Source organism: Neobacillus vireti (genome assembly GCF_001026695.1).
Classification (GTDB): domain Bacteria; phylum Bacillota; class Bacilli; order Bacillales; family Cytobacillaceae; genus Neobacillus; species Neobacillus vireti.
The window spans coordinates 419,777-445,065 of sequence record NZ_LDNB01000012.1; the positions used below are offsets into that span (position 1 = coordinate 419,777).

General features: G+C 39.5%; 26 protein-coding genes and 1 other RNA gene. 16 read left to right on the forward strand and 11 right to left on the reverse strand.

Annotated features, from left to right (window positions below):
* The first annotated feature begins 2 nt into the window (after positions 1-2).
* The 3 genes from rnpB to AA980_RS15120 all read left to right on the forward strand — a co-directional run bounded on the left by rnpB (position 3) and on the right by AA980_RS15120 (position 3,668).
* An RNA gene (gene rnpB / locus AA980_RS26455) (RNase P RNA component class B) lies at positions 3-402 on the forward strand.
* A 171-nt stretch (positions 403-573) separates the two neighbouring features.
* Positions 574-1,725 (forward strand): THUMP domain-containing class I SAM-dependent RNA methyltransferase, encoded by a 1,152-nt coding sequence (locus tag AA980_RS15115; RefSeq protein WP_024027090.1) that lies wholly within the window; start codon positions 574-576, stop codon positions 1,723-1,725.
* 23 nt (positions 1,726-1,748) lie between these two features.
* Positions 1,749-3,668: an ATP-dependent DNA helicase gene (locus AA980_RS15120; RefSeq protein ID WP_024027091.1), complete on the forward strand. Its 1,920-nt coding sequence runs from the start codon at positions 1,749-1,751 to the stop codon at positions 3,666-3,668.
* A gap of 46 nt (positions 3,669-3,714) precedes the next feature.
* On the opposite strand, the gene AA980_RS15125 is transcribed toward AA980_RS15120, so the two are convergent.
* The 5 genes from AA980_RS15125 to AA980_RS27495 form a co-directional block, all read right to left on the reverse strand.
* Positions 3,715-4,014, reverse strand: a complete 300-nt coding sequence (locus AA980_RS15125; protein ID WP_024027092.1) for a metal-sulfur cluster assembly factor — start codon at positions 4,012-4,014, stop codon at positions 3,715-3,717.
* Between the two features lie 13 nt (positions 4,015-4,027).
* On the reverse strand, positions 4,028-5,272 hold the full coding sequence (locus tag AA980_RS15130; RefSeq protein WP_024027093.1) for a hypothetical protein: 1,245 nt from the start codon (positions 5,270-5,272) through the stop codon (positions 4,028-4,030).
* A 14-nt stretch (positions 5,273-5,286) separates the two neighbouring features.
* Entirely contained in the window at positions 5,287-5,493 is a 207-nt protein-coding gene (locus AA980_RS15135) for a DUF2249 domain-containing protein (protein ID WP_024027094.1), read from the reverse strand.
* A 17-nt stretch (positions 5,494-5,510) separates the two neighbouring features.
* Positions 5,511-5,744 (reverse strand): DUF2249 domain-containing protein, encoded by a 234-nt coding sequence (locus tag AA980_RS15140; protein ID WP_024027095.1) that lies wholly within the window; start codon positions 5,742-5,744, stop codon positions 5,511-5,513.
* A 316-nt stretch (positions 5,745-6,060) separates the two neighbouring features.
* Positions 6,061-6,213 (reverse strand): hypothetical protein, encoded by a 153-nt coding sequence (locus AA980_RS27495; RefSeq protein ID WP_024027096.1) that lies wholly within the window; start codon positions 6,211-6,213, stop codon positions 6,061-6,063.
* Positions 6,214-6,330: 117 nt separating this feature from the next.
* Between AA980_RS27495 and AA980_RS15145 the strand changes: the two genes are divergently transcribed.
* The 3 genes from AA980_RS15145 to AA980_RS15155 all read left to right on the forward strand — a co-directional run bounded on the left by AA980_RS15145 (position 6,331) and on the right by AA980_RS15155 (position 9,186).
* Complete coding sequence (locus AA980_RS15145; RefSeq protein ID WP_024027097.1) at positions 6,331-6,564, forward strand: DUF2249 domain-containing protein; 234 nt, start codon at positions 6,331-6,333, stop codon at positions 6,562-6,564.
* Between the two features lie 202 nt (positions 6,565-6,766).
* The gene (locus tag AA980_RS15150; protein WP_024027098.1) at positions 6,767-8,269 is read left to right on the forward strand and encodes a carboxypeptidase M32; all 1,503 of its coding nucleotides are present in this window, start codon (positions 6,767-6,769) and stop codon (positions 8,267-8,269) included.
* Positions 8,266-9,186 carry a DMT family transporter gene (locus AA980_RS15155; RefSeq protein WP_024027099.1) on the forward strand — a complete coding sequence of 307 codons (921 nt, stop codon included), beginning with the start codon at positions 8,266-8,268 and terminating at the stop codon, positions 9,184-9,186. The genes AA980_RS15150 and AA980_RS15155 overlap by 4 nt, the downstream gene beginning before the upstream one ends.
* A gap of 18 nt (positions 9,187-9,204) precedes the next feature.
* Here AA980_RS15155 and AA980_RS15160 read toward each other — a convergent pair whose 3' ends face one another.
* From AA980_RS15160 to AA980_RS15170, 3 genes are read right to left on the reverse strand one after another with little or no spacing between them, the layout of a single operon-like run.
* A complete protein-coding gene (locus tag AA980_RS15160; protein WP_024027100.1) occupies positions 9,205-10,872 on the reverse strand; it encodes a b(o/a)3-type cytochrome-c oxidase subunit 1 in 1,668 nt (555 codons plus the stop codon).
* On the reverse strand, positions 10,872-11,348 hold the full coding sequence (locus tag AA980_RS15165) for a cytochrome c oxidase subunit II (RefSeq protein ID WP_024027101.1): 477 nt from the start codon (positions 11,346-11,348) through the stop codon (positions 10,872-10,874). The genes AA980_RS15160 and AA980_RS15165 overlap by 1 nt, the downstream gene beginning before the upstream one ends.
* Before the next feature lie 21 nt (positions 11,349-11,369).
* A complete protein-coding gene (locus tag AA980_RS15170; protein WP_024027102.1) occupies positions 11,370-11,519 on the reverse strand; it encodes a cytochrome c oxidase subunit 2A in 150 nt (49 codons plus the stop codon).
* Positions 11,520-12,197: 678 nt separating this feature from the next.
* On the opposite strand from AA980_RS15170, the gene AA980_RS15180 reads away from it, so the two are divergent.
* From AA980_RS15180 to AA980_RS15200, 5 genes are all read left to right on the forward strand, one after another.
* The gene (locus tag AA980_RS15180; RefSeq protein WP_024027104.1) at positions 12,198-13,286 is read left to right on the forward strand and encodes a type III polyketide synthase; all 1,089 of its coding nucleotides are present in this window, start codon (positions 12,198-12,200) and stop codon (positions 13,284-13,286) included.
* A complete protein-coding gene (locus AA980_RS15185; protein WP_024027105.1) occupies positions 13,287-13,856 on the forward strand; it encodes an isoprenylcysteine carboxyl methyltransferase family protein in 570 nt (189 codons plus the stop codon). It abuts the gene before it with no gap.
* Positions 13,857-14,183: 327 nt separating this feature from the next.
* Entirely contained in the window at positions 14,184-17,852 is a 3,669-nt protein-coding gene (locus tag AA980_RS15190; protein ID WP_024027106.1) for a dynamin family protein, read from the forward strand.
* Between the two features lie 15 nt (positions 17,853-17,867).
* A complete protein-coding gene (locus tag AA980_RS15195; protein WP_024027107.1) occupies positions 17,868-18,695 on the forward strand; it encodes a sulfurtransferase in 828 nt (275 codons plus the stop codon).
* A gap of 98 nt (positions 18,696-18,793) precedes the next feature.
* Positions 18,794-19,663, forward strand: coding sequence for a 5'-3' exonuclease (locus AA980_RS15200; RefSeq protein WP_034723335.1), 870 nt, complete (start codon positions 18,794-18,796; stop codon positions 19,661-19,663).
* 46 nt (positions 19,664-19,709) lie between these two features.
* On the opposite strand, the gene sspL is transcribed toward AA980_RS15200, so the two are convergent.
* On the reverse strand, positions 19,710-19,847 hold the full coding sequence (gene sspL, locus AA980_RS15205) for a small, acid-soluble spore protein L (RefSeq protein WP_024027109.1): 138 nt from the start codon (positions 19,845-19,847) through the stop codon (positions 19,710-19,712).
* An 87-nt stretch (positions 19,848-19,934) separates the two neighbouring features.
* On the opposite strand from sspL, the gene AA980_RS15210 reads away from it, so the two are divergent.
* Positions 19,935-20,426 carry a divergent PAP2 family protein gene (locus AA980_RS15210; protein WP_024027110.1) on the forward strand — a complete coding sequence of 164 codons (492 nt, stop codon included), beginning with the start codon at positions 19,935-19,937 and terminating at the stop codon, positions 20,424-20,426.
* A gap of 42 nt (positions 20,427-20,468) precedes the next feature.
* A complete protein-coding gene (locus AA980_RS15215) occupies positions 20,469-20,738 on the forward strand; it encodes a DUF6123 family protein (RefSeq protein ID WP_034723329.1) in 270 nt (89 codons plus the stop codon).
* Positions 20,739-20,833: 95 nt separating this feature from the next.
* Here the strand turns inward: AA980_RS15215 and AA980_RS15220 are convergent, their stop codons facing one another.
* Positions 20,834-21,253 (reverse strand): reverse transcriptase-like protein, encoded by a 420-nt coding sequence (locus AA980_RS15220; protein WP_024027112.1) that lies wholly within the window; start codon positions 21,251-21,253, stop codon positions 20,834-20,836.
* A gap of 150 nt (positions 21,254-21,403) precedes the next feature.
* On the opposite strand from AA980_RS15220, the gene AA980_RS15225 reads away from it, so the two are divergent.
* Positions 21,404-22,060, forward strand: a complete 657-nt coding sequence (locus AA980_RS15225; protein WP_024027113.1) for a reverse transcriptase-like protein — start codon at positions 21,404-21,406, stop codon at positions 22,058-22,060.
* Between the two features lie 21 nt (positions 22,061-22,081).
* Entirely contained in the window at positions 22,082-22,267 is a 186-nt protein-coding gene (locus AA980_RS15230; protein WP_024027114.1) for a zinc-finger domain-containing protein, read from the forward strand.
* A 50-nt stretch (positions 22,268-22,317) separates the two neighbouring features.
* On the opposite strand, the gene cspD is transcribed toward AA980_RS15230, so the two are convergent.
* Positions 22,318-22,518, reverse strand: a complete 201-nt coding sequence (cspD, locus tag AA980_RS15235; protein ID WP_024027115.1) for a cold-shock protein CspD — start codon at positions 22,516-22,518, stop codon at positions 22,318-22,320.
* A 481-nt stretch (positions 22,519-22,999) separates the two neighbouring features.
* On the opposite strand from cspD, the gene AA980_RS15240 reads away from it, so the two are divergent.
* Complete coding sequence (locus AA980_RS15240) at positions 23,000-25,177, forward strand: DNA topoisomerase III (protein WP_024028720.1); 2,178 nt, start codon at positions 23,000-23,002, stop codon at positions 25,175-25,177.
* Positions 25,178-25,289: the final 112 nt, after the last annotated feature.

Sequence of the window (25,289 nt, forward strand, 5' to 3'; positions counted from 1 at the left end):
TTACGTTCGGGTAATCGCTGCAAGGATCATTTGCATTCTTGCAGAGGAAAGTCCATGCTCGCACGAGCTGAGATGCTCGTAGTGTTCGTGCCTAGCGAAATCATAAGCTAGGGCAGCTGAGTCAAGACTCAGTTGACGGCCGGGAAAATACCTAAGTCCTTTGGATATGGTATGAATACCTATAAAAGTGCCACAGTGACGGAGCCTTTCCAGAAATGGAAAGGGTGGAACGGGTAAACCCCACGAGCGAGAAACCCAAATAATGGTAGGGGCACTTTCTCTGAGGAATTCAACAAGGAGAAGGACAGGTTCCATTGTGAATCTGTAGATAGATGATTACCACCTAAGTACGAGGCATCACTGCCGTTTGCAGTACTATGGTACAGAACATGGCTTACAGAACGTTATTAATGGGAATTTTGCTGGATTATAAACGGCTCTCCTGATATGGGGAGCTTTTTTATTGGCTAAAACTGCATCCCTTTGTTTCTTTTTGTCAATAATGAATTTGATAAAATAAGTATATTGGAAGCACAAACATACATACACTTGAAATGGATTAAGGGTGATAAAATGGGAAACTATCAATTAATCGCAACTGCGGCAATGGGGCTCGAAGCTTTAGTTGCCAAAGAGGTACGGGCGTTAGGATACGACTGTGAAGTGGAAAATGGAAAGATTACTTATTCTGGGGATGAATCGGCGATTGCCCGCAGTAATTTATGGCTGCGAACGGCAGATAGAATAAAGATAAAGGTTGGCGAATTTAAGGCCTACACTTTTGATGAATTGTTTGAGAAGACGAAGGCGCTGCCATGGGAAAAATATCTCCCAGAAGATGCGGAATTTCCGGTCATTGGAAAGTCAGTTAAATCAAAATTGTTCAGTGTTTCCGATTGTCAAGCAATCGTCAAAAAAGCAGTGGTTGAACGGATGAAGAAACAGTATAAGCGTGACAGCTGGTTTGAGGAAACCGGTGCTCTTTACCGCATTGAAGTTGCTTTGTTAAAAGATGTGGCTACGATAACGATTGATGCCAGCGGTCAGGGCCTTCACAAACGTGGCTACCGCTCAGATCAAGGGGAGGCACCTTTAAAAGAAACGCTGGCAGCTGCCCTTGTTTTGTTAACCAATTGGAAGGCTGACCGTCCCTTTATTGATCCTTTCTGCGGCTCTGGCACGATTCCGATTGAGGCGGCCATGATTGGACAAAATATCGCTCCTGGTTTTAATCGAGAATTTGTGTCAGAGGGCTGGAATTGGATTTCTCCGAAAGTATGGGATGATGCCCGGATAGAAGCAGAAGACATGGCAAAATATGATCAGCCGCTAGACATAATGGGTACTGATATTGACCACAGAATGGTGAAAATAGCTCAAGAAAATGCGGTCGAGGCTGGTTTTGCAGACATCCTTCATTTTAAACAAATGCAGGTTAGAGATATTACCACCACCAAGGAATACGGGGTTATTATTGGGAATCCACCATATGGCGAAAGACTCGGCGAGAAAAAGGCTGTCGAGCAGATGTATAAGGAAATGGGCCAGGCCTTTAACAAACTCGATACATGGTCCAAATATATCCTCACATCAAATGAAGATTTTGAGCAATTCTACGGGAAGCCGGCTACGAAAAAGAGAAAGCTGTTTAATGGCTTTATCCGGACGGATCTTTATCAATACTGGGGTAAAAAGCCACCGCGTCAAAATGACTTCGAGAAATAGACGGTTTTTATAGGGGGAATATGATGCAGAATCGGATGCCGTTTGAAATTTCAAAAACTGAATCCTTTTATGATAAATTAAGTGAATGGATCGGCGACTTATTTTATGACATTTTGCCAGAAGCCGGTTTCGAACTCAGGGACGAGCAAATTTTCATGGCTTTTCAACTTGAAAAAGCATTTAAAGATAAAAAAGTTATTTTTGCTGAAGCGGGTGTAGGAACAGGGAAAACGATTGTTTATTTACTTTACTCGATTATGTACGCAAGATACACGAATCGTCCTGCCATCATTGCTTGTGCGGATGAAACATTAATTGAGCAGCTCGTCAAAAAAGAAGGCGATATTGCAAAATTAGAGAAGGTCTTGCAGTTGAATATTGATGTTCGGCTGGCAAAATCGCGTGATCAGTACTTATGTTTAAAAAAGCTTGATCAGGTTAGAAATAATGATTTTTCTGATGAAATTTCTGAAATTTATCAACAGCTCCCTGATTTCGTTCACACGGCAGGATCGATGCAGTCGTTTGAAAAATATGGGGACAGGCGAGATTATCCCGCCTTGTCAGATGATCGATGGTCTGATGTTAATTGGGATTCCCTTCAGGATTGCTTTGCCTGTGAAAAGCGTCATCGCTGCGGGCTGACCTTACATCGTGATTTTTATCGGCATTCTACCGATTTAATCATCTGTTCTCATGATTTTTATATGGAGCATATTTGGACAAAGGAATCACGAAAGCGCGAAGGCCAGCTGCCGCTATTACCGGAGCATTCTTCTGTAGTTTTTGATGAAGGTCACCTGCTGGAATATGCAGCACAGAAAGCGTTAAGCTACCGCTTTACTGATTATACGTTAGAGACACTGCTTACAAGGTTAATGGAAAATGAAGTGCGAGAGGAAACGTTGTACACGATTGAAGAGGCTCTTTTAGATAACGAAGCATTTTTTGATACGATTTCACAATTTTCTTCACTATCACAAGGCTCCGAAAAACAAGTCATTACTAAGCATCCAATAGTAATGAAAACTTGCCGAAAACTATTCTCAACCCTGCAAACATTGGAGGAGGAGCTGGTCTTTGAAAGTGAGTTATATGTTATTAATGAGTATGACCTAAAAATTGTTGAGGAGTATTTGGAACAAATCACTTACTCGTTATCCCTTTTCCTGAAAGAATTGAACGGAATCACTTGGTTTGAAGAGGACAAGGGTGAACGGACGCTTGTGATCATGCCAAAAATGGTCGAAGAGGTGATGCGGGAAGAGGTTTTCTCACAGAAAAAGCCGTTTGTATTTTCATCAGCGACCCTCGCCAATCAAAAATCGTTCGACTATATTTCCAGTAGTCTAGGTGTCAAGGAATATCTATCCTTCTCAGTCGCATCGCCTTTTGACTATCAAGACAAAATGAAGCTATTCCTGCCAAGGTTCACACACAATGAAATAGACAAAAAAACAGACTATCTGCTTGAACAAGTACGTCAATCAGAGGGCAGGGCACTCATTTTGTTAAATAATAAAGACGAGCTGGCACGTGTTAAGGAAAGGATTTCTAAAGAAGTCTCATACCCGGTCTATTTCGAGGGGGATGAAGAAATCAGCACGCTCGTTTCGAAATTCCAAAATGAAGAGCATGCGGTTCTTTGTTCGATTCACCTATGGGAAGGCCTTGATATCCCCGGCAGATCGCTTGAAAATGTGATCATTTTCTCACTGCCATTTCCTCCTAATGACCCGGTTTTTACGGCGAAGAGAGATGGGGCCGACAATCCATTCGTAGAAGTGGATTTACCTTATATGCTCCTCCGTCTGCGTCAGGGAGTAGGGCGATTGATTCGAAGTGAACAGGATCAAGGAACAGTTCATATTTTATTGGACGAAGATATCGTCCCAGGTGTGTTAGAAAAAATCAAAGAAGTTCTGCCTACCGAGGCAATCTAAAAAAAGAGGAAACGCCATATACTTAAGGCGTTTCCTCTTTTCTTTATTATCTACCCAAATAACTTTTCCCTTCGGCGGTCATTTTATCAGGCGACCAAGCAGGTTCCCAGACAAGATTGACTTCTACATTTCTCGTTTCCTCGATTCCTTCGACACAATAGCGGACACCTTTTGTGATACTGTCATGGAGCGGGCACCCTGGAGTTGTCAGTGTCATCGTAATAGTTACATCGGCATCATCTGCAATCTCAACATTATAGATTAAGCCTAAATCAACAACGTTTATATTTAACTCCGGATCATAAACAGTTTTTAACTCATTAAGGACTTTTTCTTTTAAATTCATGGTAAACACCTCATTATTTTTTTAGGACGCTAAGAATACTGTATGAAATAACAATTAGCACAATTGAGAGGATAAACTGACCGATATTAAAGAGAATTGCCGCTTTAAAGACGAATGAAGTAAAGACAATCAAAACGGCAGCGACAAATAATGAAAATAACGGAACAACTATCTTCTCATTCATCATATCCTTTAAGGACGGAACCGCATTTTTACCGATTTCCTTGCTATATTTATACGTCCACCAAAGGAATGGAACAATCTTATATAAATATCCAACAATACTTAGGACAATCCAAAGCAATAAATAGCTATAAATCAGTGGACCTGCAAGCGTTGAAAATGACCGTGTCCTAAGGACAATAAAGGCTGCCAAATGAATGAGATTTCCAAAGCCAATTGCAAGTAAAGCAAACGTAAACGGTTTATCCAGTTTTTTCTTTAATCTCTTTTTAATGATGATGCTTATATGCCAGCTGAAAATTGAAAATCCAGCCAAGAGTAAAAAGAAGCCAATTTTCGTAAGAACACTATTATTAGAAATGAAAGAAATAATCGTTATTACGAGGCCAGATACATATATGCTATAAACATATCGCGCCTGAACCATCGGAAACCCATGAGATAACGAAAACATCGGTACCATCTTATAGGAGAATCCGAAGATTAGTAACGTAAACCAGCCTGTTATTCCCATTAATAGATGAATCTTAAAAATCGTTTGATAGTATTCGGCTCCAATCCCTGTTTTTAAACAATAGATTAAGGTTATTCCCAGGAAAATAGTTAGAAACAAGCAAACCAAGGCTGAACCAACAAAAGCGGTGAGAATGGTTGGTTTTGCCTGCTTTTTTAAGGTCATCACCATTTGAAATAAAAACATTAATATACCGACTAAGGTAAGGATTCCAGGAATCATTGCCTTTTGCGGTGCACAATAAAGCATACCCGAAAACGACGCAATTCCTGCTGCGGTTACAAAAAATTGGATAAAGCCAAATTTCTCATTCCATATGTTTGTAAGAAAAGCGACAGGGACGAGCTGGTACATCGCTCCCATTGCCACCATTAACGCCCAGCCAAGGATTAATAAATGAGCGGAAGACCAAATAGCCGGAAGTCGAAAACTTCCGTCCACCATCATTTGGCCATTTAGTAAAAGCAGTATTTGTGAAAAAACTAAAGCAACAATGCTAAAAAAGATAAATGAGAAAGGAAGCTTAATATTTGTTTCATTTCCCATGTTTTGAGGAAGCATGATGGTTCACCATCTTAGCGAAAAATTTCAATTTTAAAACTTCCGTCTTCTTGTGCTTCTGTTTGCTGCTGATAGCCCAGTTCTTCAAGCTGCTCGTAAAGAAACATTGGCCTTCTATCATTAAAAATCGTTAAAACCTCATTTTCCCCCAGCGTTTCCAAAGCCGCTAACGTTCTCATCATCGGCTGCGGCGGCTCTAATCCACGGTTATCTAAAATCATTCGAAATCACCTTTCCTCTATGCTTTTTTCGTGAACGTTACCTTCCAATGCTTTTTCTCCAGTTCTTCTTCTTCATGGCTAAAGCCTTTTGCCTTTAACACAGCGAAAAGCGGGACAGGTTTAAAAGGTGCATGGAGGATAAAGATATCATTTGCTCCGAGCTCTTTCATAGCCTCCATAATTTTTTGAAAAGGTTCTATTTTACTTTTTAAATCATCGCGTACGTCAAGTTCAATGATTCTCTGTTCCATCTGGTAACATCTCCTCATATTTTTTATGGCTTTAATAGATAAGCTCCTGTTGCAACGCCTCACAGTTGATTAGGTAAAACCCTTGATGTCCTCTTGCTTCATTAACATCACCTTCATATTAGTAATTCGATTTAGCTTCATTTTAGCTATGATTCCACACTGATAATGTGACCTCCATCATAGATAAATCATTTTTGTTGAAAATAATTCTCAATGTGACAATTTTGTGAAAAAACATTCAGCAATGTGCTGATCTGAAATGAGGTTCTTCACTATGTGAAGGATAGGTGGATAGTAAAAGTAAAACCCGCAAAGCTCAGCTTTGCGGGTTTTCATCTGTTTTGCTCAATTTCTCATAGCATTCAAAGCAATAATTCTCTTTTTCTTTGGTTTTTACACCATTAAAGAAGCCATCCAAACAAAAGATTTCTTTTTCGCAGCATTTACAAGTTCCTATTAGTTCCTGCATTGGTCATACCCCCTATATGAACTAAATCATCTTAAAAGTGTGATTCCACGCACTAAGTGTGTAACGATGTTTCCTTATAATAAAAGAGAAGTTAACAAACTAATAGGAGTGATAATAATGCAAACTTATGTAAAGGTCATCAATGTACCAGATTTCCCGCCACGCGAAAAGCATCCAACCATCTTTAACGGATTTGACGAACTAGCATCTGGCGAGACGATGATGATTGTGAATGACCATGATCCAAGACCGCTATTATATCAGTTTATGATGGAAAGACCTGAACAATTTTCTTGGGAATACCTAGAAGAGGGTCCGGAAACCTGGAAAGTGTCAATCAGCAAAAAGTAATTTGTGATTTGTTATAAAAGCTTAAATCACTTAACTTTCTCTAAGCGTTTTATTTGAATATTTAATTTCCAAGAAATATCCTCTTTTCCCTATAAATATATTTTACAACAGAAATTTATTTCTGTTGTCTTTTTTACTTCTCCGCCTTTCTACTTTTCTGAAAAGTATGATAAAATTTGGATATAAAAAGGGGGGAACTTCAATGGATGTCACACAGTTAGAAAAAGAGTTCTTAGAATATGTGAAAAAAATGTCTGCCTATAACGAAGCATTAGGATTAATTTATTGGGACTTAAGAACAGGAGCCCCTAAGGATGGTGCGGGGCAAAGGTCCGAAGTGATTGGTATGTTATCATCCGAAGTCTTTAAAATGTCTACATCTGAAGAAATGGCAGCATACATAGCTAACTTAACGAAACAAGAAATGTCTGAAACGACTAGAAAAATTCTTGAAGAATGCAAAAAAGAATATGATCGAAATAAGAAAATTCCTGCTGAAGACTACAAGGAGTTTGTTATTCTCCAATCTAAAGCAGAAAGTGTTTGGGAGGAAGCAAAGGAAAAAGCAGATTTTGCCCTGTTTAGTCCTTACTTAGAGAAGCTGGTAGCAATGACAAAACAGTTTGTCAGCTATTGGGGGCATAAAGAAAATAAATATGATGTCTTATTAGATATGTATGAACCAGGTATGACGATGGCAGTTTTGGATCAAGTATTTGGTGAACTAAGGGAAAAAATTGTTCCCTTAGTTAAGCAGATTGCAGATTCGGCTCATAAACCTCAAACAGACTTTCTATTTAAGGAATTTCCAAAGGAAAATCAACGCGAATTCAGTTTAAAAATCCTTGAGACAATGGGCTATAACTTCAATGGAGGAAGACTGGATGAAACGGTTCATCCTTTTGCCATCGGATTAAATCCTGGTGATGTCCGCGTAACAACGAAGTATGATGAAAATGATTTCCGGACAGCTGTTTTCGGTACGATTCATGAAGGCGGCCATGCCTTATACGAACAAAATGTTTCCAAAGACTTGATTGGGACACCGCTTTGCTCGGGAACATCAACGGGGATTCATGAATCACAATCCCTTTTTTATGAAAATATCGTAGGAAGAAGCTTTTCATTTTGGCAAAACAACTATGAACTGTTAAAAACATATGCAGACGGTCAGTTTGATCAAGTAGAAATCGAAGATTTTTACCGGGCGATTAATGAATCCAAGCCATCCTTCATTCGAATTGAAGCAGATGAATTAACCTACCCGCTCCATGTCATCATTCGCTATGAAATTGAAAAAGGGTTATTTAATGATGAAATCGAAGTCAAGGATCTTCCTAAGATTTGGAATGATATGTATGAAGAGTACTTAGGAATTCGTCCTGAAAATGATGCTCAGGGTGTTCTCCAGGATGTCCATTGGGCTGGCGGCAGTTTTGGCTATTTTCCATCGTATGCCTTGGGTTATATGTATGCGGCTCAATTTAAGCATAAAATGCTTGAGGAGCTCCCAAATTTTGAACAATTATTAGCGGAAGGAGATTTACTTCCAATCAAGGAATGGCTGACAGAGAAAATCCATCGCTTTGGAAAAATGAAAAAGCCGCTCGAAATATTAAACGATGTGACAGGTGAAGGCTTAAATGCTAAATATTTAATTGATTACCTTTATGAGAAATACGGAAAGGTTTATCTGTTGAATTGAAGAAAACCATTCCCGTCGTTCTAATCGTCGTAAGTGCAGCGTTATGGGGAATCATCGCTATTTTTGTTAGAAAATTAACGAGCCTTGGATTTACCCCGATGGAAATAGTTGCTGTCAGAGTTGTGACAGCAGCTGTTTTATTAGCGTTAATTGGAATCCTAAAATACCGGAGCCATTTGAAAATAAGCTTTACTGATGCACCGCTATTTGTTGGGACGGGTATCTGCAGTATTGTTTTATTTAACTGGTGCTATTTTTCTGCAATTAATCAAATGAATTTATCGATTGCCGTGATATTATTGTATACTGCTCCGGCGTTCGTCACCGTATTATCCTATTTTTTTCTAAAGGAAAAAATGGATTCGGTCAAACTTATTTCGGTGGCAGGAACCATTCTAGGCTGCGTATTGATTGCCGGACTTAGTGTGACAGATGCTGCTACAGTTAGCGCCGGAGGTCTCCTAACAGGGCTTGGTGCTGGTTTCGGCTACGCACTGTATAGTATTTTTGGTAAATTTGCTTTAAAAAAATATTCGCCATTTACGGTTACACTTTACACGTTTATTGTAGCGGCGATTACCTTATTTCCGATTACAGGGCTGTGGAAGAAGGGGAGTGTGCTTTCCTCCGGAGACGTACTCTTATATGGTATTGGCCTCGGGCTGTTTCCAACAGTCATTGCATATTTATGTTATACAAAAGGGCTTGAGAGGATAGACAGCAGTAAAGCAGCTATTATCGCCACGGTCGAACCAGTTATCGCGACGCTATTAAGTGTTTTACTTTATGGAGAGGGTTTTGGGGTGGTCCAAGGGATTGGCTCAACAATCATCATATTATCTGTCTTACTGATTAATCTTCCTATAAGGTCTTTTAGTAAAATACAAAAAGAAAAGGCTTCAATCGACTTTGATTGAAGCCTTTTCTATATCAGGTCACCATTTACTCCAAGTCTGGAATCCTTTGGAGCCTGGTGGTGCGTTTTGGATGATATCGATAAATGGTATCGTGTATGCGAAAAGAATGAGTGCTGCCGCAATGCCGAGCCATAATTTCCAGTTTTCAAACACCATTGGTGCTTTTTCTTCAAGGTTTTCAGCTTCTGCAACTGGGAATTCTTCTTCCCCTTTTGGAGCAAAGAACGCTAGATTTACAAAGATGATTAACACGAGAATAATACCAAGGAATAAAATCGTACCGCCAACTGCTTGAGCGATTTGGTAAGGAATCCATTCAGCAGCTTGCTCGGAACCGCCGTAAGTGGAGAAAGCAGAACGTCTTGGTCCCCCTAGGAGCCCTTGGAAATGCATCGCCCCTGACATGAAGGCCATGCCAATGAACCAAACCCATCCCTGAATAATCGCTAATTTATTCATTGCTTTTGTTAATTTTCTTCCCGTTAAATGCGGAACCAACCAGTATGAAATTCCAAAGAACGTTAACACAACAGAAGTAGCTGCTGTTAAATGGAAGTGACCGGTAATCCAAATCGTGTTATGCACGACTTGGTCCATTTGGTTGGAAGCATTGATAATTCCACCTGCACCGGCAGGAATAAATGCAGCCATCCCAATAAAAGGAACGATAAAGCGAGCATCGCCCCATGGAAGAACCTTAAACCAGCCAAACAAACCTCTTGCTCCCTTGCTGCGTCCGTATCTCTCGAAGGTTGCGAATAAAGAGAACGCCGTCATTAATGATGGGATTACAACCATGAAAGTTAGGATCACCTGGAAGAATTTCCAAGCTGGGTCAATTCCGGGTTCTGTTAATTGGTGATGGAAACCAACCGGAATCGAGAAGAGCAGGAATAAAATAAACGATAAGCGTGCAAGTGAATCTGAGAAAATTTTTCCGCCAATAATTTTAGGAATAATCGCATACCAACACATGTAGGCTGGCAGTAACCAGAAATACACTAAAGGGTGACCAAAATACCAGAACAATGTCCGGCTGACTAAAACATTAACTGTAGGAACTAAACCAAGTGACCAAGGCAGCAATTGGAATAAAACAGTAGCGGCTACACCTAAAGTTGCGATAATCCACATAACGGTATTTATTACAGCCATAAAGCTTAATAATGGACTAGGTTTTCCTGGATTGTTCCTGCGCCATCTAGCGTACGTCATGATTTGAGCAGCACCGTCAATCCAACTTCCGACAATCACAAAGGTTAAGCCTAAGTAGAAAATCCAATGGGCTTTAAGCGGAGCATAAAATGTATAAAGTACGGATGCTTCTTTAAGTAAAACCATCGTAGCAGCCATTAATGTACCGACTAACATGACCCAGAAGCCAATCCAGCCAGTTCGTCGAGCGGCATTCGAATGTCCGCCTGTTGTTCTGCTTACTGCAGCATATTGAAATCCCATAATAAAGAAAGTAGTTAAAACAAGACCCATTAAGACACCATGTACTGTTAAGATTTGATAATAATCAATTCCCCATGGCAGTTCCCATTTGCCTGATCGGACAAGAGTTTGCAGGAGACCCATTAATCCGCCAAGAGCAAGCGCTGAAAAGGCAACAAAAAAGTGTGCCATGGAAAGCTTCGCATCACGAGGATCAACTTTTACTTTTGCAGCTGTAGAAGTAACCATTATTTTACCACCTCAATCTTTGAGTACATTAAATGGTGTCCAGCACCACAGTATTCGTTACAAACAATTAAATATTCGCCTGCTTTGTTAAATGTTGTTGTATATTCACTGATGTATCCAGGTTCAAGCATCATGTTAATATTTGTTCCGGCAACTTCAAAACCGTGAATAACATCTTTTGTTGTAGCAATAACTTTTACCTTTGCCCCTAGAGGTACTTCTACTTGTGCTGGGCTATATGAGAACGTAGATGCGACAAAGACTAATTCGTATTCCCAATCTTTGCCATCCACTTTGTGTAGGCCTGGTTCATTAAATGGTTTTTCCTGACCGACAGTTTCCGGATTAACCGTTGTTAGGCAGCTTGGCGGCTTGTTGCCAAGATAGAAGGCACTAACACCAATGACTGTCAAAAAAATGACCAGGCAGCTAGTCCCGAAAATCAGCCAGATTCTTTCTAATTTATGCATGTGCATATTTGTTCCCCCCCTTAAAAGTTAAAAACGATCTACGAATAGGTAATAAACACTTACCCATGTGACAATGATAAAGATTCCCAAAAAGAAAACGGATGCTAATGTCCCTTTGAGTGAAGAGCGATCATCAATCTCTGTTTTTTGTTTTGTATTCAGTTCAGTTTTTGCCATCCCCAAGACTCCCCTCCGAAAATTGAAAATTAATTAAATGAGTTCTCTTTCATCATACAAAACAATCGTGAAAGTAAAATACTAAATTTGTAAGTTCACAAATTGTTCATTCCTTAGTTATCTACTATGGTAATGATAAAAACTTGATGCAACAGTGATTTATATCACAATTACCATTAGGTAAATGTGAATAAAGTGTGAACAATCACACCTCACGTGTGATAAAAGTAATAGATAAATACTTCACATACTTCGAATTCTTTTTTTAAAAAAGAATAGTCACATTTCGAAATATTAAAAATATGATAGGAATAAATGTTATATTTATCTTTAGAAATGAGTGTGTTCTTTGTGGAGAAGTATTATTGTGAAAAATGCCGGCTTCTATACAATGAAGCGGAAATCTGTAAAATTTGCGGGTTAGTAGCAGAAAATAAAATAAAAATTGAGGTTCAAAAACAATCAGAAAAATAATCAGATGTGCCTTTGAAAATGCATTGGAAAAGATTGTGTAATGATGTGATGTAAAATCCGCGCTATAATTTAAGTGCACAACAACAACAACCTTCAAAACGTTTGCTTCCCTTAAATGGGGAGCTTTTTTTGTCTATTAAGCTTTATGAATATTTATTGGTTAATTGGAAAAAATACCCTCAAGACTGATAAAGGAGTATGATGATGCCTACGATTATTTCAGTTGCAGAGATTGTTCCTCCATTTGAAATTAACCAAGATCAAGCGTCACATTTTGCCAGAGAGCTTTTTGCTGAATCATTTAAAGATATTGAGAGACTATTGAAAGCCTTCCAAAATGGACAGATTGAAAAAAGACATTTTGTGAAAGGTTTAGGATGGTTTAAAGAAAATCATTCTTTTGAAGAGAAGAATCATGCTTACACAGAGTCCGCTGTTGCACTTGGAAGAGAGGCGATTGTCAAATGCTTAAACAATCAAGACTTTCTTACAGTACCCATTCCTTATGAAGAGGTAGAGGCGATTTTTTTCATATCTACAAGCGGTATTTCAACACCAAGTATTGAAGCGCGAATTATGAATCAATTGCCTTTCAATCCACATACGAAAAGGATACCGATTTGGGGGCTTGGCTGTGCAGGAGGGGCAGCCGGATTATCAAGGGCTGACGAATATTGCAAAGCCTACCCTAAAGCCAAAGTCCTTGTCCTGTCGGTCGAACTCTGCAGCCTGACGTTTCAGAAAGATGACCTTTCGAAAAGTAATTTGATTGGAACTTCTCTGTTTGCTGATGGGGTTGCCTGCGCCTTAGTTTGCGGCGATGCTGTGAACTATAATAATATTAGAAAGAAGGCGTCGTCACCCTCCATCATCGCCACCCAATCAACCCTCATGCCTAACTCTTTGGATGTAATGGGCTGGGAAATAAGAAATACAGGATTATTTGTTCTTTTCTCTCGTGACATTCCCCAAATTGTCGAAGGCTGGCTTAAGCCGAATGTTAAAGGATTTTTAGATGAACATGGAATCGAAATTGAACAAATCGATTGCTTTATTGCCCATCCGGGCGGGAAAAAAGTCATTGATGCATATGTAAAGGCGTTAGATATCCCTGCCTCCATGACTGATCTATCACTTGAGGTGTTAAAACAGTTTGGAAATATGTCCTCGGCTACTATTCTTTATGTACTGCGGAGATATATGGAGATGGACATTCCGAAAGAGGCAATTGGACTTGGAACCGCGCTTGGTCCGGGGTTTAGCTCTGAATTACTCCTTATGAGGTGGGTGTAAATGAATAATCTTCTTCCATTTGTTATCTTAATTCTTTTCATTGCTATTCAGCGTGTAGTGGAACTTTTTATCGCCAAAAGCAATGAAAAATGGCTGAAGCGGCAGGGAGCCATAGAATTTGGTAACAAGCACTATAAGTATTTGGTCTTCATGCACCTGCTCTTTTTCGTCGCATTATCTACAGAAAAGGTTTTATTAAATCGCGGGCTATCAGCGGTGTGGCCAATATTTTTAGCTGTTTTTATGCTTGCACAGTTCATGAGAGGCTGGGCCATTTCTTCACTAGGGAAGTATTGGAATACGAAAATTCTTGTCTTAAAGCATGCGCAGGTAGTCAGAAAAGGGCCATACCGCTTATTAAAGCACCCTAATTATTTTGTTGTCACAACGGAGCTGCTTGTCGTACCGTTGCTGTTTAATGCCTTCTATACGGCACTGCTGTTTACAATTTTTAACTTCATGATTCTGTCAATCCGGATACCTGAGGAAGAAAAAGCGCTTAGTATGTATACGGAATATGATGAAGTCTTTCGAGGTTGCCATCGGTTTATCCCCAGGATTGTTAAATAAATGTGACAGATGCACTGCGGATATTGAAAATGATTATCAGCCATGCTAAAATAAAGACAATAATGAAAATCATTCTCAAGTAGACTGATAAGGAAGGTGTTACATATGGCGTTTGCGTTTGTTGGCGGAACGATTATTATCTATGCATTTGTCATGAAGCACGTCTTAAAAAACGTTACCCAATAACGAATAACCTATTTATAAGGCCAAGGTTGCATACCTTGGCCTTTTTGTAATTAAAAATAATAGCGCTGTCAAGATAGGAAAATTTTGAATTATCGTATAAAATAAAAATTATTACTACGTTGTTAAGGGGAATAAATAAAAATGGTGCAAACAGCCAATCAGAATGAAACGATAAAAACACTAAAACATAAAATTGTTTCGATATATGACTATTTAATCAAGCATCAAGATAGCGAGCAGGCTGAAAAGGTAAAACAGCTGGCAAAAAAATTAGACAATAAAGAATTCCTGATTGCATTCTGCGGTCATTTTTCTGCGGGTAAATCGACAATGATTAATCAAGTGGTTGGTGAGAATTTACTGCCATCCAGTCCGATTCCAACTAGTGCTAACCTAGTGAAAGTAAAATCCGGTGAGGATTACGCGAAAGTGTTTTTTAAACATGAAAAGCCAAGGCTATATCTAGCACCCTATGATTATGAATTAGTCAAAAATTATTGCAAGGACGGGGACCTAATAGAAGAAGTAGAGATTAGCCATAGCGATTCCCGTTTACCGGCTAATACCGTCATTATGGATACACCAGGTATTGATTCAGCCGATGATGCCCACCGTATCGCAACGGAATCAGCCATCCATCTCGCTGATCTGATTTTTTATGTAATGGACTATAACCACGTCCAAGCAGAGTTGAATTTTCTATTTACAAAAGAATTGACCGAGGCGGGGAAAGAGGTTTATTTGGTTATCAATCAAATCGATAAACATAAGGATGAGGAATTAAGTTTTTCTGACTTTCAAACCAGTGTTGTCGATTCGTTTGCCTCATGGGGGGTAAAGCCGGCAAGGATTTTTTATACGTCATTAAAGCATAAAGACCACCCACTGAATGAAATTAATGAACTTCAAGGATTTATTGCGGAAAAGTTAGCTGCTAAAGATGAATTGTTAATTCCGTCCATTTATTCTTCATTAAGAAAAATCACCCAAGACCATCTTAACGAGGAAAATAAACAGGAAGAAGAAAAGTTGGGTCCAATTATTGAACTACTAAATGAATTGACCGAGCAGGAGAAACAAGCATTATTAATGAATTATCAATATATCACGGCCAATCTTCAAGTAATAAACGAAGGAACAGCAGGAAAAGAAAAGGAATTTGACACTGAAATTGCCCAAATAATGAAAAATGCCTATCTCTTGCCATTCCAGACAAGGGCATTAGCAGAAAGCTTTTTGGAAAGCTGTCAACCCGAATTTAAAATAGGCATTCTGTTTACCAAACAAAAAACCCAAGAGGAGAAGGAGAAGCGCTTAGATCGTTTTTATCAAGATTTACTTGAAAAAACAAGGTCACAGCTTGAGTGGCATTTACGTGAATATCTCCTTCGGACGATCAAGGAAGCGGAACTAGACCAGGAAGAGCTGATTCGTTTAGCACAATCTTTTTCCATCAGCGTTCCAGTTGATTTGTTAATAAATACAGTGAAGCCGGGTGCTCGAGTCACCGGTGACTATGTTCTCCATTACACAGAGGATGTTGCCAATGAAATAAAAAGGATCGCCAGGAAACAACTTTCCGAATTTAAAGAGCCTTTTTTCGCCGCCTTAAAAGACCAGTCAGCAATCATAAAGGACCGGTATGAACAGGAATTTAGCAACATCGAGAGATATGTAAAGGCATTAGCAGAGTTAAAAATGCATGAACAAACGATATTCTTACGTGAAAAGACGATTGATGAACTGCTTATGCAAACAGAAAGTCTGAAGGAAGATGTGTATCGGCTTTTTGCACAAGAGGAAGAGGAATTTGAAGTCATTCAATTCCAAGGGAAAACCAACCAAATAGACAAGAAAATAGACAATTTGGCTAAATCGGTTGAAGCAGCTGTCAATGTCGAAAATTCGAAACATCACATCCAGCCTGAAAAGGATCGTTTGAAATACACAACCGAGAAGCTTCATCATGCTTCAACATTAATAAAAGATCTCCCAGGTTTTCAAAAGCTTGCAAAAGAATTAGTGGATAAAGCAGAAAGATTGGAAAACAAGGGGTTTACAGTAGCGTTATTTGGGGCATTTAGTGCCGGCAAATCTTCGTTTGCCAATGCACTGATGGGAGGAAGGGTACTGCCTGTATCTCCCAATCCAACAACAGCCGCTATCAATAAAATTAAGCCAGTTTCTGCCAAACATCCGCATGGAACCGTTCTAGTGAAGTTTAAGGAATCAAATACGATGCTTGAGGATGTCAATCGTTCCTTAAAGGTTTTTGATTTACAGGCCAGCGATTTCGCAGCGGCTGCAAAGAACATCGGTCAAATTCTGCTCGAAAAAGGGCAAGAAGGTGTGTTCGAGAAGACCCATTATGCCTTTTTGCAGGCATTTAACAAAGGCTCAGCCACCTATGTGCCATCATTGGGGACAGTTAAGGAAACAAATTTAAGCGAATTTCACGAGTTTGTTGCGATGGAAGAAAAATCCTGTTTCGTTGAATGGATTGAACTTTATTATGATTGTGAGTTAACCCGAAAAGGAATCACGCTTGTTGACACCCCGGGGGCGGATTCCATTAACGCTCGTCATACCGGCGTTGCCTTTGATTATATTAAAAACTCAGATGCAATCCTGTTTGTCACTTATTACAATCATGCCTTTTCAAAAGCAGACCGTGAATTTTTAATTCAGCTGGGCCGAGTGAAGGATTCCTTTCAAATGGATAAAATGTTTTTCCTGATCAATGCGATTGACCTTGCTGAAAATGATGCCGAGAAAGTGACCGTGGTGGAATATGTCGAAGAGCAGCTGCTTAAATATGGGATTAGAAATCCGCATCTTTATTCGTTATCAAGTCTGCTTGCCCTAAAAGAAAAGATCACTCCAAATCTGAATGCTAATTCTGGCTTAAGTGCGTTTGAGCAGGCCTTTTATCAGTTCATTTCTAATGACTTAACGGAAATGGCCATTTTAGCGGCAGAAAAGGAATTGACGCGTGTTCGGGAAATAGTAGCCAAACTCATTCAAAGCTCAAGCGAAGATAAGGTTGTGAAAGAGCAAAAACGAACGGAGTTTGAAAAGGAAAGGGCAGAACTTAATCACGTCTTTGAAAAGCAAAATGCTGATGCAATACTTGGACGAATGAACCAGGAGGCAGAAGAACTAATCTATTACATTAAGCAAAGGGTCTTCTTGCGTTACAGCGATTTCTTTAAAGAGGCATTTAACCCATCAACCCTAAGGGATGATGGGCGCAATTTGAAAAAGTCGCTCCAGAATGCACTTGACGAATTCCTAGTAAGTTTTGGTTTTGACTTTGCGCAAGAAATGCGTGCCACTACTGTAAGAATCGACCGGTTTGTTGAAAAACAGTTGGCTGATTATCAATCAGGTCTGATACGTAATCTTCTTGAAATCAACCGAGACCTTTCTTTTTCCGCATTCGAAAAAAGGAAGGGGGAAGAAATTGATTTCCCAATTGCCTTTAAAGATGCCAAGCAGCAGTTGTTCGCAAAATCAATGTCTTATTTTAAAAATCCAAAATCTTTTTTTGAAAAAAATGACAAACAAAACATGAGTGATGAACTTATGGTCGTTCTGCAGCCACTTGCTGACGACTATTTACAACAGGAAGCGGGTCGTTTGAAACAACATTATGCAGACGAATTGTTGAACGAATTTAATCGTTTATTAATGCAAATGAATGAGCAGTCAGCTGATTTTTATTTAAGCCTGCTTTCCGCCTTAGATGGCGGGGTTTCACTCCAAGTCTTAACTGATATACAGCAAAAGCTTACCGGAGAATCCAAATAATTGGGGGCACTTTAGATGAGGTATGTTAAAAACAAGGAATGGTTATTGAAAAACTTGAATGAAACAAATGTAAGAATAATTGATTGCCGGTTTTCCTTAGCAGCTCCTCAAAAAAAGCAAGAAGAATATCGAGAAGGTCATATTCCTGGCGCTTCCTATTTCGATCTAGAACAAGATTTGTCAGGATCTGTTGGTGATCATGGTGGCAGACACCCGTTGCCAGATTTAGTAGAGTTCGTTACGAAGCTTGAGAAAATAGGCATTAATAATGATACAACAGTCATCGCCTATGATGATGGAGAGGGTGCATTTGCCGGCCGTTTTTGGTGGCTCCTTCAGTATCTGGGGCATGAGCATGTGTATGTGCTTGACGGAGGATTTAAAGGGTGGCTCGAAGGAAATTATCCACTGACAACAGAAATACCTGTCTTTGAAAGGGTTAAATTCCATCCAAGCTTAAATGCTGACTTAATCGCCGCCACTGAAGAAGTGAAGGACATCGTCAAAAATCAGCCGAAAGACACTATATTAATCGATTCACGTGAAGAAAAACGATATCTTGGCTTGGAAGAACCAATTGATAAGAAAGCAGGTCATATCCCTGGTGCGATTAACAAACCATGGATGGAAGGTTTCAGAGATGGACAATATATTCCAGCTGTCGAACAAAAACAAAGATTTTCAGAAGTAGAACACGATAAGAAAATAATTGTTTACTGCGGCTCAGGAGTAACCGCTACGCCAAATTTTCTTGCCTTAAGGGAAGCTGGATATGAAAAGGTAAAGCTTTATGTGGGAAGCTTTAGCGATTGGATTTCCTATGCTGAAAATATAATCGAATAATATTCCGGTCCAACTTATGATATAATGGAATTCATGTTGTATTTTTAGGATATTAAAAAATAGGGGGCTGAAACTTGGAAAATCAAAAACCTTCACTAATGCTTGTTGATGGAATGGCCCTGTTATTCCGTGCTTTTTATGCCACGGCAGTGTCAGGACAATTTATGATAAATTCAAAAGGAATTCCTACTAATGGAATCCATGGTTTCGTTAAGCATTTATTTACAGCAGTATCTTCATTTAAACCGACACATCTCGCTGTTTGCTGGGATATGGGAAGCAAAACGTTCCGCACAGAGTTATTCGCCGATTATAAAGGCAATCGCGGCGAGGCGCCAGTCGAGCTCATCCCGCAATTTGATTTAGTAAAAGAGGTAGTCGAATCGTTTGATATCCCAAATATTGGCTTGGCTGGTTTTGAAGCAGATGATTGCATTGGCACAATCGCTAAGCAAACAAAGGATTATGCTCATGTGTCGATTTTAACTGGTGATCAAGATATCCTGCAGCTCCTTGATGATAATATTTCCGTCATTTTATTGAAAAAAGGTTACGGGAATTACCTTGTTCACACACCAGAAACTTTCTTTGAAGAAAAAGGAATCACTCCAAGGCAGATGATTGATTTAAAAGCCTTAATGGGGGATCCAAGCGATAATTATCCTGGAGTAAAGGGGATTGGCGAAAAGACGGCGCTAAAGCTCTTGCAGGAATATGAACATGTAGAAGGGATTATCTCCAACTTAGATCGATTATCAAAATCAAATAAGACAAAAATTGAGCGTGATTTAGAAATGCTGCACCTATCGAGAATGCTCGCCGAAATAAAATGCGATGTTCCGGTTAGCTGCGCATTAGAAGAGGCTGGACTTCGTATTAAAAGAGAAAAAGCGGAAAATAAATTAATGGAAATGGAGCTTCGCGGTTTGCAGCGGCTGCTGCCGTTGGGCGAGGCCATTATATCCTAAGGTAAAGGTTGTCTCGGGTTCGGGACAACCTTTTACTATCGGTTAATTACTTAGTGTTTTTCTTTTTCGCTGCATTTTCGAGCTTGCTTTTTGGTTCCTCAGCAAATTCTGCATCTTGCCCATACCCTTGTGGAGTTACCCCTGGGGCTTTCACACCGCGGTTTCTTTGGCTTTTGTTGGTCATTAACATCTCACCTCCCCTAACAACTAGTATTTCCATGAGGAATAATAAAACTCGAGATTTCGAACAATAATCTGTAGAGGTGATATGATGAACAAGGGTGTTTATTTAGCGTTGATCAGCATTGGACTTGCTCAAGGATTAAAAATCCCCATCCATTATCTTAAAAAGAAAGAATGGCGCCCGGAATTGTTCTTTGGAACAGGCGGTATGCCTAGCTCACATTCAGCTGGGGTTACTACCCTTACCACATATATTGCCTTGAGAAGAGGACTGCCCACTTTTGACTTTGCACTCTCTCTTATCTACGGGCTCATTGTCATGTATGATGCTCAAGGCATCCGCAGGCAAACAGGAGAACTCACATTAAAGGTCAACTCGATGAACGACTTAATTGAAAAAATCCAAAAGGAAGAAAGCCTGGAATTTAAACAGGAAGGCGCAAAAAAGTTAAAAGAAATGTTAGGACATCAACCTGAAGAAGTGGCAGGCGGAGCTTTATTTGGAGCATTGATTGGTGTTATTGGTCACCTATGTACAAAAAAGGATAGGAAATTTGCGGATTTTAAGTTAAGATTTTAATGGGATGTTTTAAGAATGTAGGGGAGAGGAATGGTAAAGTAAGTGAGGTCAGTGGAGGATTATTTGCACTTTTTGGAAGGAAAAGGCTTTCAACTAGATGAAGATGCAATCGGTTTTATTTACTTTGGGAAACACTACACAAATGCTTCCGATGAAATGATTAATACAGCGATTGAGCTGACATTAAAGGCACAAAGGCGCTTTGATGGCAGTTTTTATGTCGCATTACTGGAAACGTTAATTTCAAACAAGTTAACCACAAGAAAAGACGCAATAAAGTTTGTCATGGAAAAGGAATTACTCGCGATTTAAACAAAACAAAAAACTCCCTTCGTTACGGGAGTTTTCTTAATTAGCTTTCAAAACCTTAACAAAAAGTAAACTTATATCAGCGAATAAAGGTTTTTTCATGATGACTTATTAGGCTCCTCGCTTGAATTTTTTTGAATGGCAAGTCGTGCTAATTCATCAGCAGTCTTGTTTTCCACACTTGGAATCCACTTCATGAAAAACAGCTCAATCTTGGCTGCTAAATGTAAGGCTTCCTCAAGTAACGGAGCATATAATTTGTTTTTGATAAATTCCTTTTCAACAGATTTACTGACCAATTCCGAATCGGTCCGAAAAGAAACGATTGAATGGACATAGCCCTTTTCAAGGCAAATCTTCAGTCCGTTAATAAAAGCATGAAATTCCGCCTCGTGGTTTGACATATTTCCAAGCGGAATCGAATATTTTTCTACAGTGCCGTATGCCTTAATAAAGATTCCCGCTCCACTTCGTCCAGGATTACCTGCACTTGCTCCGTCGATGTACACCTCAATCAATGTTAGCTTCCTCCATTTTTGTACTAATGAAAGTTTACCATATATAAATAAAGGTATGCAGGAAATTATTTTTTCTAATCCTTAAGTGGGCATGATATAAAGGAATATATGTTAGCATAAACAGAAATCATTCATGAAAGGCTGAAACCAATGAAATATAGGCTTGAGTGGAATCATAAATTAAAAAATAATCAAAAGGTTCAATTTTCGTCTGAATGGGTATCGGGTGAAACAGCTATTCAAATAGGGGAAGAACTGGAGGGTTCGGGAAAAGCGTCAGATTTATATTTTTATGATGAAAAAGGGACCTCTTGGATCTTAAAGGAAATGAAAAGACTGTTAACCGAAATTGAGGAAGACCCTCATGAAATTACTGTTTACTTTGATGGAGGGTTTCTAAAGGAAACGAATCAGGCAGGGCTTGGCGTTGTCCTTTTTTATAAACAAGGAAAGAAGAAATACCGCATCCGCGCGAATGAACGCTTTGATGAAATGGATACGAACAATGAGGCTGAATATGCTGCTTTTTATTATGCACTAAATATTATAGAAGATTTGGGTGTCCATCACTTATCATGTGAATTTAAAGGGGACTCACAAGTAGTCTTAAAGCAGCTTGAAGGGGATTGGCCGTGTTATGAGGAAACGCTTAATCGCTGGCTTGACCGCATTGAGGAAAAAATGAAAACACTCGGACTTGTTGCTAAGTACACTGTTATTTCAAGAAAGGAAAATAAAGAAGCGGATAAACTTGCCACCCAAGCATTAGAGGGGAAAGAAATCTTTGCGAAAACATTAATTTTATAAAATATGGGGTGTTCTTAAATAGTGAAGAATTCAGTCAGAAAAGAGCTGCTCGGTCAAGTTGAAAGCTTGATGAATCAATACTGTGATGGATGCTTTCTCCATCAACAGTTAAAAAAAGAAGGCGGGCGGAGAATGGCACACCGGTTTTGCATTTCTCAATGCACTGTCGGGGAAAAGCTTCAAGAATATGGGGAAAAGCTAACATAAAAAGGCTGACAATTTCTTGTCAGCCTTTGATTGGTCGTGATCATTTAGGATTATAGTTTTACTACGTTAGCTGCTTGTGGTCCACGGTTTCCTTCAACGATTTCGAAAGAAACTTCTTGACCTTCTTCTAATGATTTGAAGCCGTCGCCTGTGATAGCGCTGAAGTGTACGAATACATCGTCGCCGCCTTCAACTTCGATAAAACCAAAACCTTTTTCATTGTTAAACCATTTTACTTTACCGTTTTGCATTTACTTCTTCCTCCTAAGCCTTTCAAGACACCAATGTTAGTGTCAAAGATAAATATTATCCTGTAACAAATCAAATTAATAATTCGGTTACATGATGCTTTAAATATACAATAATGGAAATGGACAGTCAAGGATTGAAAACTCATTTTTTGGTTAAATTATCAATTTTCTTTTAATTTGGCTGAGTTAAAAGTGAATGTTGATTTCCGTTCCAGGCGCGAGCGGTTCGCGGGGCGGGCGGTGAGCCTCCTCGGAAGCGCCTGCGGGGTCTCACCTGTCCCGCTGCTCCCGCAGGAGTCTCGCGCCTTCCACTCCAATCAACATTGTGTTTAAAATCAACAATGTTCTTTAATACAGCCTTTAATTTGGAGTAACAAAATTTTAGAATCCCAATAAAGAAAGGGATGTTTTATCTCTTTACGGAAATAGGACAAAATGGGAGAATGGATTCGGGGAAGTATATAAAAGAGGAGCAATTGTTATGAAATTAATTATTGCCGAAAAGCCAGATCAAGGTTCAACGCTAGCGTCAATTTTTAAACATAAAAAACAAAATGGTTTCATTGAAATTTTTCCAAATGACGTTTTTCTTAAAGGTGCCTATGTCACCTGGGCAATTGGTCATATCTGTCAATTAGTTTCACCGGAAAAGTACCAGCCAGGCTGGAAGAAATGGTCATTAGATAATTTGCCGATCATACCGGAACACTTCGAGTACGAAGTAACAAAAGATAAAGCCAAACAATTTGCGGTCATCAAAAAATTGGTTACCAACCCCGCAGTGACGGAAATTATTCATGCGGGCGATGCCGGCCGTGAAGGTGAACTAATAATCCGCAATATCCTTAGGTTAACAAAATGCCGTAAGCCGATGAAGAGACTGTGGATCTCCTCATTAACAGCCAATGCCATCCGGGAAGGATTTAAAAAGCTGTTAGACGAGCAGGAAACCAGGAGTTTGTATTTTGAAGCCTACACAAGGGCATGTGCGGACTGGGTGGTTGGCATGAACGCGTCACGCCTTTATAGTTTATTGCTTCAAAAACAAGGATTTTCCGATGTTTTTTCGGTTGGGAGGGTGCAGACACCTACATTAGCGCTAATTGTAAAAAGAGAACTAGAAATAGAGAATTTTAAGGCAGAGCCGTTTTGGGAGGTACTTGCTCATTTTTTAATCAATGGTAAAAAATATAGCGGGAAATGGCAGAATGACGGAGAAACCCGCGTAAAAACAAAAGAACTAGCAGAAAAGATAGCTGCTTTTTGCCGGGAAAAGCCTGCTGAGGTAGGCGAAGTTCTTTCAGAACGAAAGGAATTTTTCCCGCCGTTTTTATATAATTTATCAGCCTTACAAGCAGAAGCAAATAAACGGTATAAATTCTCGCCGAAAAAAACGCTGGATGTCCTGCAGAAGCTCTATCAAAAAGGAAACGTCTCCTACCCGCGTTCGGACTCACGCTACGTAACGAAGGAAGAAGCTGCTACTTTCCCGGAGATTCTAAACAAATTAAGTCAGATTAAAGATTATCAAAACTTCTTTCCGTTGCCATTTACCTCTATTGCGGATAATAAACGATATGTAAATGAAAAAAAAGTTACCGACCACTATGCGATTATCCCAACTGAACAAATTCCAAAGGTTGATAGGCTTAGCCCTGACGAGCGAATCATTTATGATTTGGTGGTCACTAGTTTAATTGCTGCTCATTACAATAAGGCGATTGCCGAATATACGACAGTTACTACATTGGTCGATGGACGAGCTGCATTTATCTCGAAAGGTAAGGTGCAAATCGAAGAAGGCTGGAGAAAAGTGCTGAATCCAAAGGAACGTGATGATGTACCGGCTCTCCCAATGCTGTCAAAAGGGGAACAAGGCCGGACGGAAAAAGTGGAGGTCAAAGAAAGTCAGACACAGCCGCCAAAGCGCTATACAGAGGGTCAATTGATTACGTTAATGAAAACAGCAGGCAAGCATATTGATGATAAAGAGCTCGAGAAAATATTGACAAGGACTGAAGGTCTCGGCACAGAGGCAACAAGGGCAGGTATTATCACGATGCTGAAAGACCGCTTATACATTGATGTCAAAAAGAATTTAGTGTATGCGACGGCAAAGGCAAAAATTTTGATAGGGGCAATTGGTCAAGAAATCCTCGCGTCTCCAGAAATGACAGCAAAGTGGGAGCAGAAATTGAAGGAAATATCAGAAGGGTCTGCTGCACCAAAGCAATTCATGGAGCAAACCCAAAGGATGGTCATCCATTTAATTTCGTCAAGTATTGGTCAAGCTGCTAATTGGTCTTTTTCGAACGAAGTCCGCGAAAATTTTGCTCCAAGCAGGCAAAAAACAAAGAGACAGTCATATACAAAGCTGGGACCATGTAAAAAATGCGACGGGTCAGTCGTCGACAAAGGGAGTTTCTATGGTTGTTCCAATTACCAAAAAAATCAATGTAATTTTACGATTTCAAAAAAAATTCTCGGGAAAAATATTACCCAGAAAAATATAAAATTGCTTCTTACAGAAGGAAAAACAGATGTGATCGAAGGGTTTACAAACAAGGATAAAACCTTTAATGCAAGGCTTTTTCTTGATGAACAGGAACTTAGAGTCAGGTTTTTATTCGCCGAGGAGCAGCGAAATAATTCCAGGTAAGGTGTCTCCTGAATGATAATCAGCCTTGTCACTCCATTTTTTCTATAGTAAACTTTGTATGGACAAGAGGCGGAGCGCCGCAAAAATGGTTTTTAGTGATGATGGACAATGG